Here is a 9617-nt window from a genome sequence, read left to right as displayed (position 1 = left end):
TTATCGGACGCATCGAGCGCCGCCTGGAACTTTCCTGAGCATACTCAGCCCTCAAATCAGGAATACGAAACCGCCCTACTTTCCCTAACACGGCAAACTGATTATCCTCACAGGACAAGCCAACATAGGGGGTGTCCCATGGCTACGGCAAAACAGCTTGATCAATCCACAACAAGCTTATATGAACAGGATTTCTTCGCCTGGACAAAAAACCAGGCTGAGGCCTTGCGCGCTCGCCAGGTCAATTTTGTAGACTGGGTCAGCCTACTGGAGGAAGTAGAAAGTATGGGGGCAAGCCAGCGCCGCGAATTGGAAAGCCGCCTGACCATTTTGTTAATGCATCTCATGAAATGGGCCTGGCAACCAGAAAAACGAACCACCAGTTGGAAGCTAACCATCCAAGAACAACGTAGAGAACTCGCAAGACTGATAAAACAATCCCCGAGCCTAAAACCCCTCATTCCTGAAGTTCTGAATGAGCTTTGGCAGGATGCCCGCGAGGATGCGGAAATAGAGACCGGGATGCCAATTCAAACCTTCCCTGAATCGTGCCCGTGGGATACAGACGGACAAACACTGAATAAAGCCTGGTGGCCAGAATAAGCAGCCTCAGCGTAATGTCCCATAATCGGCCTTCATGGGTAGCCGAAGAACCGAGCAAAACCGGGCGATCTGCCGTTCAGGGTTTTGGGACTACAAGACAGAATGGTGCATTGTGTCTCGCTGCGTTATCTGGCACTACTGCTGAAATATCCGTGTCTCCTCATAACGATTCCAACATAATGCAGTAGGGCTGCTGCGATGAATGTCTTTTCAGGAACCAAGAACAAATCATCCTGAAATCCAGCACCGCCAACACCGAAGAACCATGTGTTTGTCCAATGTGCGGCCATGCCTGCCCCATACAAATCAGGGATAAGCGTACCGACAAAAGCCATTGGATAGGCCATGGGCCACGGGAAACGGTTGCCCAGCAATAACGCCAGCACCGGCCAGATGATGAGTGCAGCAGGGAATAGATGTAATCCTGTTCTTCCCCAATATTCAGTGACTATGCCCACGATCATGGTAAAGAGCAGAAAACCTAAAATGATTTGCCAGTCTTTAGCTTGACGCCGATATTTTAGAAGCAGTCCAGTGCTCGCAATGGCTGGAATCACTGCCCCCTCCAAACTTCGGGTGTCTACCAGATAAACTACCATAGGAAGGCTTTGGAAACGCAACCATTCCAAGTGCGTCCATGTTAAAAAATCAGGGTGAAACATAATCGTTATGCATTAAAAACCTCACTTGCATAATCAAGGGCACCTGTACGAGATGCCCTTTGTTATGCGCCCTTATTTAGAGGGTGCGATGAATCCCATCATGGGCTACGCAATGGGATTTTGGGGTTTACTTAACCACCAGCAGCAGCAGCAGCAGCAGGAACCGATACGCCGCCATTCGCGCTAATGTTTACAGTGCATAGCCCGCCAGTACAGGCACCAGGATAGACATCGTTGATAGCGGCAGCTGTATCAGCTCCAACAGTTGAACTTGTTGAATAGGTTGTTTCTACCGTGACAGGATAAGTCGTACCCGTTGGGGCTATGCTCGCAGCGCTAACTACAACAGTGCCAATTGTTGTTCCTGTTGAGTTGAAGGCATAGTTTGTTCCGGTTATGCCCGAAACAGGGTCTTTTGCCGTTGCACTCAACACGGATACGCCTGTGCCTGTTCCTGCCGTACCGGGGGTTGCTGCTACAATCTGTGTGGTTTGCCCAGCACTTGCTGCCGCAACAGCCGCAGTCACGGCGCGAACAGCGCTTCCATAGTTCGTAGAAACGTCCGTGGCCTGCGCTGTATCAATGTATTTTTCATACTGCGGAATGGCGATTGCCGCCAGAATGCCGATGATGGCGATGACGATCATCAGCTCTATAAGTGTAAAACCGGCTTCGGCACTGGCCTTGGCCTTTTTGACTAGCATGCTCATGAGAATCTCCTGTCTTGCATGATAAAAGGTACCGCAATGCAACATGCGTGCGGTGGCAGATTACATTAGAGCAATTTCGCCAAAGTGCCAGCCCAACATGCAGACAAAATTAAAGCGCCCCAAACTATCGTCAGGCCAGTGACGACAACTCGGAGCGCGACATTGTTACCACGCAAGAATAGGAGCCGAACTCATGATAAGGCACCTTCATTTAGTATGCACAGAAGCAAAAATGTAAATCAATAGCATAGGGCCTTGACACACCCGAAAAGCCTCTACGCAAACCGTGAAAGTAACATATTTCCACAGACCCCCGGATTGTTAATCCGCTGGTCTGACTGGCTCTGAAGCACGTATTCATGCGGGTTTGTGGTTTTTGAATGGGACGGATTTGACCACTTTGCCAAAAATGCGCCCAAGTGCCCCCCGAAAAACCACTATTTGCGACCAGTCACGAAACTCTGTGACTGTCGTTACGCCGTAACAGTAACGTAACGCAATAATGGTTACGGTAACAATTGCAGGATTTAGTCGCTAGAACAGTCCTCTGCTAATCTCCGGCATATTGCTACTGACCAGTTCTGCGAATTTTTCAAGACGGCTGCGCAGTCGGGTGATGGCATCCCGGTCTGCCTCCATCACTTCCAGCAGAATCCCTTTTTTGAGGTTCAGAGATCGGTAAAAGCGGGATATGTCTTCCAAGGTAGGCCGCAACGCTTTATTAGCGCTGTTGAAGTCCTCTTTCCAGTTGTTTTCCATGATCTGGATCAGATCATCTGTCAGTCGGGTCAGGTTGGGGATGTACGCCGTCAAGGTTTCATCCATTTGATGCTGCATGGCAGAGACCCCAGACTGAAACTTAACGGTACGCTGCAGCATATGGTTGATGGGCGATGAATCTTCTGGAATAGACAGATTTTCTTCAATGGTCACAGCTTCGGATTTTTCTCTGTTTTTTTCTGCTGGCAGATATTCTCCGGATTTTGCCTGCGTTGGTGCGGCCGTATTTTGTCGGCTCCATTGTTCTATCCCCTTTTTTGGGGGTAGGGTCTTTTCGAGTTCCGCCAGGGTGACCTGGATCAGTCCTTCCGCCCCCAGATTGGGCAATGCGTATTCATGCGCTGCGGAATCTTTGGGAAATCGGGCGAGATCTACAGCGTAGGCACTGAAAGCCTGACGAATCCAGGGGTCCGGGTCATCAATGGTTTCGTATTCCACCAGCCGATAGCTGATTTTGGAAAGCACGCTGAGATCGACATGCCTGCCACGCTCGGTGTCCTTCCAAAGATCAAAGAAGCGCGTGGTGGCATCTTCCTCGCTGATCTGCAGTTGTCCGGCCAGCACGCGGATGATGCTGCGGCAGACCTTGGCCATGTTGCCGTAGCGGTGAACAGTGGCCGGGCCAACATGGTAAAGATCTGCAAGCTTTTCTCTTGTACGGCCATCAGCCGGTGTTGAGAAAACAACGGTATCATTTGATACCTTGCCATGGACAGATTCTAAATCAGGTCTAAATCCACCTTGCCGCTGTTTCTCATTAAGATAGTGGTTCCCGATCACCCAGACCTTTTCAAAGTCTGAAAGATGGCGATGAGACCAGTTGAGACGGGCGGCCATGTCCACTACGGCGGGATCATCGGGATTTAATGGGGTGTGGATGTAGGGAATCTGTTGCAGTCCCAGGTGATCTCCGACCATCACCCGCATGTATCCGTCAATGACATACAACGCGCCGTCATTATGCTCAATGGCGACAACCGGATTCAGAATGCCCATCTCCCGAACACTGTCGAGTAGGGTAGTGAACTCGGGTCGCCCGTTGTCTCTGGGGGGCATCAATTGAATGACGCTTTCAATGCCGGCAAACCGCTCAACTCTGGCGTAACGGATTTCCCGGTTATTGATCTGGGTCTGGGCCAATGCTTGTGTGCTCATAAAAAAGCCTCCTTACAAGAATAACAACCGTTTTAGCAAACCTACTGACAGACGCGCAAGCTATTGATTGTCCGACATCCAGCCATCTGGACGGGGTCTAAAAACTGCACCTTTGGTGCGTCAGGTGTGGTGAAATAAAAGGCGTCGGACAGGGCGTCCGACAGCATTGTCTGACGGGGTGTCAGACGCTTGGTCAGACAAAAAAACCGTGCTGTCTGACAGGCCGTCAGACGCCTCTCCCCTTTTCTTAACTGCCGTCCAATTCGGTTCTCGCGACTTCCGTCAGCACTTCAATGGCCTCGATGAGGCCACCCGCTGTATATGGACTTAGGCGTACCGCTGGCCTACCAGTACAATCAGCGCATCCGTCATTCGATACATCGCCACGAAGAACGGACAGAATCGCTGTAATGCCGTCGAGCGCCGCCGCACCGGACGTGTCAATTCGGTCCACATCAAAATATTTCGCTTCGTTGCTCTCGGTTAAATCTGTGAGGTTTTCCATGATCTAAGCCCTCTGTGCAAAGTACCTGAATGACTCAGGCGGCCAGGGGCTAGAAAGTGCTATGAGAGCACCGGACGTATTTCCGTTTCCGGTATTGTATTCCGGCCACCCCCGGCCATAGAGGACATGCCCAGGCGGATTCCGGGCATAAAAATATCCGCATGACTGACGGGGCGGTGATCCGCTCATAGGTGTTTCTAGCACCATGAACAAAGACTATATCGCTGGCGGTCGGTTGGTCAACTTAATCATAATTCGTGACTTGTCACTGTTACCGTTACCGTTACCGTTACGGCGTAACGGTGGTAGAGGCCCCGCAGAATTTTAGGAGGTGCATGTAGGGGTCCCCTCAGAAAACGGAATATAAAACCCGTTAAGTTCCAAAATGGAGCGGCGGGGCATGGAAAACGCCTCTCGCAAACGCAGGTTTTTGAGAGGGTCCGTCGGCCATCGTGACCAAGAGTGGCAATCAATGACATAGCGTTCTCAAAAACAGGTCTTGAAATATTATTCTTGATTCATTACCTTCGCAATGAATACTGAGAGGTTCAGGAGACGGCTATGCTGATCGGTTATGCCCGGGTATCCACCCAGGATCAACATCTTGACCTGCAAAGAGAAGCGCTGATAAAAGCCGGTTGCGAGAAGATCATGGAGGACCAGATCAGTGGTGCCCGCGCAGAGCGGCCGGGCCTTACTCAGGCGCTGGGAGAGCTCCGCACAGGGGATACCCTGGTGGTCTGGAAGCTGGATCGGCTAGGACGTAGCGTGCGGAATCTGATCGACCTAGTCAGCAGCCTGCAAGCTCGGGACGTTCAGTTCAAAAGCCTGACCGACGCCATCGATACCGGGACGCCATCGGGACGGTTTTTCTTTCACGTCATGGCCAGTCTGGCCGAGATGGAACGAGATCTGACCATTGAGCGTACCCGTGCCGGCTTGGCAGCTGCCCGCAAGTTCGGGCGTATGCCGGGGAGGAAGCGACTGATGACGGAGAGCAAGGTGGCATCGGCCAGGAAGCTTCTGGATAACGGCACACCACGCAGAGAGGTCGCGGAGCACCTCGGGGTATCCTTGCCGACGCTCTATCGCTGGGTTCCAGGAGTATCGCACCCTTAACGGGTTTTATATTCCGTTTTCTGAGGGGACCCCATGTACGCCTTTTATTGTTACTGTAACAATTCGTGACCTGTCACAATACAATGTTACTGCGTAACGAGCGCCGCTATCGCGTGACGCGCCACGATTTCCGTTACGGTAACGGAAAGGCACAACATGCACCCTACCTAAAACCGAACTATCCAGGCCTCCAATGATTCGACTATTCCGCTGGGCTTCCCGGCTCCCTGATGGCCCAGACGTTGACCGTCGCGCCACTACCAGACGTTCTGCAGTGATCCACCTGAACCAAGCCCTGTTCACGCAGTTGACGGAGCAGGCCATTCACTCGGTTCACCGTCAGCCGCAAAGCATAGGACATCTCGCTCGCCGTACCCGGTTGACCCTGCAGGTAGGTGAGAATGCTGTCCATGTCATGCGCGACTAGAGGATGCGTGGGTTTCATCGGCAAAAGGTACCAGAAACCCGATGGAACGCCAGATAAAGACTCGCCCCAAAGCTATCACACGATAAGGGACTGATTCGTTACTGCGTAACTTTCTACAGGTAGGCTTCCCGCTCAGCCTCATCCATGTCCGCCGTCACGCGCGCATCTTCGGCCAGCAAGACCAGCTCCAACATCTCCCGCCTAGTTACCTCGTTATGCCTGGCCAGCCTCTTCAGGGCCAGATATGTCCCCGTATCCACCCAGGTGTTGATGCGACGCTCTCCGTTGTTATCGACACCTGCAAGGGGTCGCTTGGCACGATAGGCCGCTTGGCGTTCGGCAGTGGTTTTGGGCATGTGGTTTTCTCCTGAATAGGTTACGCAGTAACGTAACTATACCATACCGTTACGCAGTAACAACGGTTGTCCCATAAACGACCGTTTGACGGAAATTTCGGCGGTTTGTGGTTCAACCCCCCTTAACGGGTTTTATATTCCGTTTTCTGAGGAGACCCCGGTTACGCAGTAACGTAACCATACCACAACGTTACTGCGTAACAAAATCGTCAAGCGCTTCTCCGCCATCACGTGGAGCAGAAACATCTTGCAAAACCACTCCGTAAAGGCCCCATATTTGCCATAGAACAAACGCAAATTCCATTCTGGTACATTTCCATGACTCAACTACCAAAACCGCGTCCTGCGCCAAATTTACCCGTTTTTTGGAAAACTAGAGGGGGAGCCGCTGCCATAGGCAGTGGGGGACGCAGTCCCCGAAGAGGGTCGACCCGGCAAGCCGTAGGCGCGGACAGGGGGACCAGCATGGTCCCCGCCGGGTATGTTGGCGCCCGGCGCCGTAGGCGGCAAGTGGGCGCTCATTTTAAGTTATCCACAGCCCGCCTTAGGTAGAAATATGGTAGAAAAAAGGTAGAGGGAAAAAAACGCGATTTTTCTCTCATGGAATCATATTGTTGCGAGAGCTGTATGGAACGCTATGCCACTAAAACGGAACGCTATGCCACTAAAACGGAACGCTATGCCACCGCTACCGGAACGCTATGCCACCGACGTTGAGCGGAACGCTATGCCACCGCTACCGGAACGCTATACCGATGGCTGGAGCCACAGAGCAAGTTGCATTTTGCCTTTTGTGCTGTCCTCAATCTTGTGGTTGCTGATAATTTCCAGCCGCTCTAACTCTTCGCACGCTCCGACCAGTGCCTCCCTAAACTTCCTCATAGGGCTGACGTACTCCATCTTTGCTTTGAGCCAATCCAGTGCGTACCGCTGTACTGGGTCGGATGAGGTGGCTACAAGCCGTTGCAAGGTCTTGGCCATGTCCAGCCCGCGCCCGATCTGCAAACGCTTGTCCCAGTCAATCAGGCTATATTCCCGGTTACCAAACATTACCACCCACCGAGGATCAAGGGTGTAAGAATACGCCTCGCTATTGCCGTCATATTTGAGCTCCTTCAGCACATTGAAGGACTCCATCTTGCCCACGGTATAGCGAGTCGAACCATCTGGCTTGCGTACCTCAAGGAACAAAATACCTTCACGCAGCCGCTTCATACTCTTGTAGAGCCAATCATATTGTGTGCTGCCAATGCTGCCCGGCTTGATCTTGCGCAGCAGCTCCTTGCGATTCAGCGGCACAGGCGCACCCAACGGGAATGGTTGGGCGAAGGCGATCAATGCCATGATGAGGTCGCCGTCTGCCTCATCCAGTTGCTCCCCCGTGTACTCCAGCACGCAATCTTTGCGCGTTACCATCGCAGCTTGCCGATGAAACTTTCGACGCCCGCGCGCGATCGGCGCGATGAGGCTAGAGCGATTCAGGTGGTTGGGAAATGCCCCTATGTCGAAACCCGGTAGAAACATTTGGCGCGGCGTCTCGGCTGCCTCCTGGTCCGCCTGTACTACCGCTTCCGCCGCTTTTTGTCTGACCCATTCAAACGGATCACGCCTGCTTTTGGTCTCTCTGTTTTCAGCCGTTTTCGATGGTTTCATGGCTTAACCTTGGGCCATTGTTGCGCCCCGTGTAAAAATCGAATCACCTGGACCTCGCCGGCTTCATCCTGAATCCGGTACACCACGATAAACGGCGTACCAGATACCACCAGCTCACGGGTGCCACGCATACGGCCAGCCCGTCCCATCCTTGGGAAAGCTCCCAGTCGGGCAACCGCACTGGTAATGGATGCGTCCTGCTCTAGCGCGGCCTGCGGCTTGTCCGCCGCCACAAAATCCATAGCATCCTGATATTGCTGCCACGCAGTAGAGGACCACTTCACCGCAAAAGGTAATACCCATTTCCTGCTGTTCATGAATCGCCATTTTCGGTCTGCCTGAGCAGGTCAGCGCGCCACTGCGCGCGGTCGCGTTCGACGGCTTCATGCGCGATCCACTGGGTGGCTGGATCGTCGGCTTCTTTCAGGCCCATCTCGACCTGTTCCCGAAACCAGCGGTCATGCTCGGCGGCGGCAAAAGCGTTCCGCATCCGGTCAGCCGCATCCGGTCGGGATTTTCCGGGAAGGACGCTTTCAGCATCGTGTTGGGTCGCGTCCAACAGATCCACTTTGACGATACGCAGTTCATCTCGGAGATACCCGACACACGTATCGAGGCTGCGCCAGAGACGGGGCTTGTCGGCGCGCTGAATCCCCAGCGGTCTTTCTTCCGTGCCGTACTTGAGCATGATCGACCAGCCACCGGGCTGACCGATAATGGCGGCACCCCGAAGGGCGCGGGCTTCGACTAGGCGTTTGACGGTTGCGGTGTCGATGGTGTGCGTAGTCATTTTTGACAATCCCCGTAACGATGATTCGTAAATAGCACCATACTCTGCATTACTGGTAATTTCTGCAAGCATGAATTGAGCGCATCGGGTAAAGGCTTAACATAAAATCCGTTATCGGAATGGCGGATACTTTTTTCCAGTCTCTCCAGAAGTAGTCGCGATCAGCCCAACACAAAGCCGATAACCATCTTCTTGCATTGTGAAACAGGTTATAGTACATCGTGTGAACAATGTATTACATAACAGAGGACATCCTGTGACACTCGTCAGCATCTCCGAAGCGGCCCGTCTCACCAAGCGCAGTAGAACGACCATATATCGCTATCGTGATGAAGGAAAAATCAGCATATCTTCAGACCATCAAGGGAATCCGATGATAGACACTTCGGAGCTTATGCGCGTTTTCGGCCCAATATCTCTGGACACAACAGAACATCCGCATGAACAGGATGGTGAACATTGTGTAACAGATGAAAATGACACCGTACACCCCGGTAAAACAACCGAAAATACCATGCTCAGAGAGTCCGTCAGGAGGCTTGAGACAGCGTTAGAAGAAGCCAAACAACGCGAAGCCTGGCTACAGGGCCAAATGGAGCGATTAACCGTTCTACTGACACACGCCAACCCACCCAGCCAAGCGCCTCATGCGCCGTGGTGGAAGTTCTGGTCGCAATAAAGCCAAAATCCATCTATTCTCGAAATCGTTATCGGACGCATCGAGCGCCGCCTGGAACTTTCCTGAGCATACTCAGCCCTCAAATCAGGAATACGAAACCGCCCTACTTTCCCTAACACGGCAAACTGATTATCCTCACAGGACAAGCCAACATAGGGGGTGTCCCATGGCTACGGCA

At 52.5% G+C, this 9617-nt stretch carries 12 protein-coding genes; 3 read left to right on the top strand and 9 right to left on the bottom strand.

The features are described 5' to 3' along the window. The coding region (locus BLW97_RS15255) for a DUF29 domain-containing protein (RefSeq protein WP_242947844.1) at positions 1-603 on the top strand (603 nt) is incomplete at its 5' end. A gap of 125 nt (positions 604-728) precedes the next feature. On the opposite strand, the gene BLW97_RS15250 is transcribed toward BLW97_RS15255, so the two are convergent. The 4 genes from BLW97_RS15250 to BLW97_RS15235 all read right to left on the bottom strand — a co-directional run bounded on the left by BLW97_RS15250 (position 729) and on the right by BLW97_RS15235 (position 4415). Beyond that, positions 729-1160: a hypothetical protein gene (locus BLW97_RS15250; RefSeq protein ID WP_242947843.1), complete on the bottom strand. Its 432-nt coding sequence runs from the start codon at positions 1158-1160 to the stop codon at positions 729-731. A 236-nt stretch (positions 1161-1396) separates the two neighbouring features. Further along, complete coding sequence (locus BLW97_RS20245) at positions 1397-1975, bottom strand: prepilin-type N-terminal cleavage/methylation domain-containing protein (RefSeq protein ID WP_075323813.1); 579 nt, start codon at positions 1973-1975, stop codon at positions 1397-1399. 534 nt (positions 1976-2509) lie between these two features. Then, on the bottom strand, positions 2510-3910 hold the full coding sequence (locus BLW97_RS15240) for a ParB N-terminal domain-containing protein (RefSeq protein WP_075323812.1): 1401 nt from the start codon (positions 3908-3910) through the stop codon (positions 2510-2512). Positions 3911-4157: 247 nt separating this feature from the next. Beyond that, entirely contained in the window at positions 4158-4415 is a 258-nt protein-coding gene (locus BLW97_RS15235; RefSeq protein WP_075323811.1) for a hypothetical protein, read from the bottom strand. 561 nt (positions 4416-4976) lie between these two features. Between BLW97_RS15235 and BLW97_RS15230 the strand changes: the two genes are divergently transcribed. Then, on the top strand, positions 4977-5534 hold the full coding sequence (locus BLW97_RS15230; RefSeq protein WP_075323810.1) for a recombinase family protein: 558 nt from the start codon (positions 4977-4979) through the stop codon (positions 5532-5534). A 202-nt stretch (positions 5535-5736) separates the two neighbouring features. Here BLW97_RS15230 and BLW97_RS15225 read toward each other — a convergent pair whose 3' ends face one another. From BLW97_RS15225 to BLW97_RS15205, 5 genes are all read right to left on the bottom strand, one after another. Further along, on the bottom strand, positions 5737-5979 hold the full coding sequence (locus BLW97_RS15225; RefSeq protein ID WP_075323809.1) for an ArsR family transcriptional regulator: 243 nt from the start codon (positions 5977-5979) through the stop codon (positions 5737-5739). A 95-nt stretch (positions 5980-6074) separates the two neighbouring features. Beyond that, complete coding sequence (locus BLW97_RS15220; protein WP_075323808.1) at positions 6075-6317, bottom strand: hypothetical protein; 243 nt, start codon at positions 6315-6317, stop codon at positions 6075-6077. A 747-nt stretch (positions 6318-7064) separates the two neighbouring features. Further along, positions 7065-7970: a plasmid replication initiator TrfA gene (gene trfA, locus BLW97_RS15215; RefSeq protein ID WP_207650631.1), complete on the bottom strand. Its 906-nt coding sequence runs from the start codon at positions 7968-7970 to the stop codon at positions 7065-7067. After that, positions 7967-8287: a type II toxin-antitoxin system RelE/ParE family toxin gene (locus tag BLW97_RS15210; protein ID WP_075323807.1), complete on the bottom strand. Its 321-nt coding sequence runs from the start codon at positions 8285-8287 to the stop codon at positions 7967-7969. The genes trfA and BLW97_RS15210 overlap by 4 nt, the downstream gene beginning before the upstream one ends. Next, a complete protein-coding gene (locus BLW97_RS15205; RefSeq protein WP_207650630.1) occupies positions 8284-8832 on the bottom strand; it encodes a hypothetical protein in 549 nt (182 codons plus the stop codon). Before BLW97_RS15205 ends, BLW97_RS15210 begins: the two co-directional genes overlap by 4 nt. A 184-nt stretch (positions 8833-9016) precedes the next feature. On the opposite strand from BLW97_RS15205, the gene BLW97_RS15200 reads away from it, so the two are divergent. Further along, complete coding sequence (locus tag BLW97_RS15200; protein WP_143214932.1) at positions 9017-9439, top strand: helix-turn-helix domain-containing protein; 423 nt, start codon at positions 9017-9019, stop codon at positions 9437-9439. Positions 9440-9617: the final 178 nt, after the last annotated feature.

Source organism: Acidithiobacillus albertensis (assembly GCF_001931655.1).
GTDB classification, from domain to species: Bacteria; Pseudomonadota; Gammaproteobacteria; order Acidithiobacillales; family Acidithiobacillaceae; genus Acidithiobacillus; species Acidithiobacillus thiooxidans.
Note: the sequence above shows the minus strand (reverse complement) of the source record. Positions and strands in the feature narration are given on the sequence as shown.

What these genes read in the sequence shown, in the direction of transcription:
- BLW97_RS20245 (WP_075323813.1), bottom strand. Translation starts at nt 1,975, where the DNA reads ATGAGCATGCTAGTCAAAAAGGCCAAGGCCAGTGCCGAAGCCGGTTTT.
- BLW97_RS15240 (WP_075323812.1), bottom strand. Translation starts at nt 3,910, where the DNA reads ATGAGCACACAAGCATTGGCCCAGACCCAGATCAATAACCGGGAAATC.
- BLW97_RS15235 (WP_075323811.1), bottom strand. Translation starts at nt 4,415, where the DNA reads ATGGAAAACCTCACAGATTTAACCGAGAGCAACGAAGCGAAATATTTT.
- BLW97_RS15230 (WP_075323810.1), top strand. Translation starts at nt 4,977, where the DNA reads ATGCTGATCGGTTATGCCCGGGTATCCACCCAGGATCAACATCTTGAC.
- BLW97_RS15225 (WP_075323809.1), bottom strand. Translation starts at nt 5,979, where the DNA reads ATGAAACCCACGCATCCTCTAGTCGCGCATGACATGGACAGCATTCTC.
- BLW97_RS15220 (WP_075323808.1), bottom strand. Translation starts at nt 6,317, where the DNA reads ATGCCCAAAACCACTGCCGAACGCCAAGCGGCCTATCGTGCCAAGCGA.
- trfA (WP_207650631.1), bottom strand. Translation starts at nt 7,970, where the DNA reads ATGAAACCATCGAAAACGGCTGAAAACAGAGAGACCAAAAGCAGGCGT.
- BLW97_RS15210 (WP_075323807.1), bottom strand. Translation starts at nt 8,287, where the DNA reads ATGAACAGCAGGAAATGGGTATTACCTTTTGCGGTGAAGTGGTCCTCT.
- BLW97_RS15205 (WP_207650630.1), bottom strand. Translation starts at nt 8,832, where the DNA reads ATGCTTGCAGAAATTACCAGTAATGCAGAGTATGGTGCTATTTACGAA.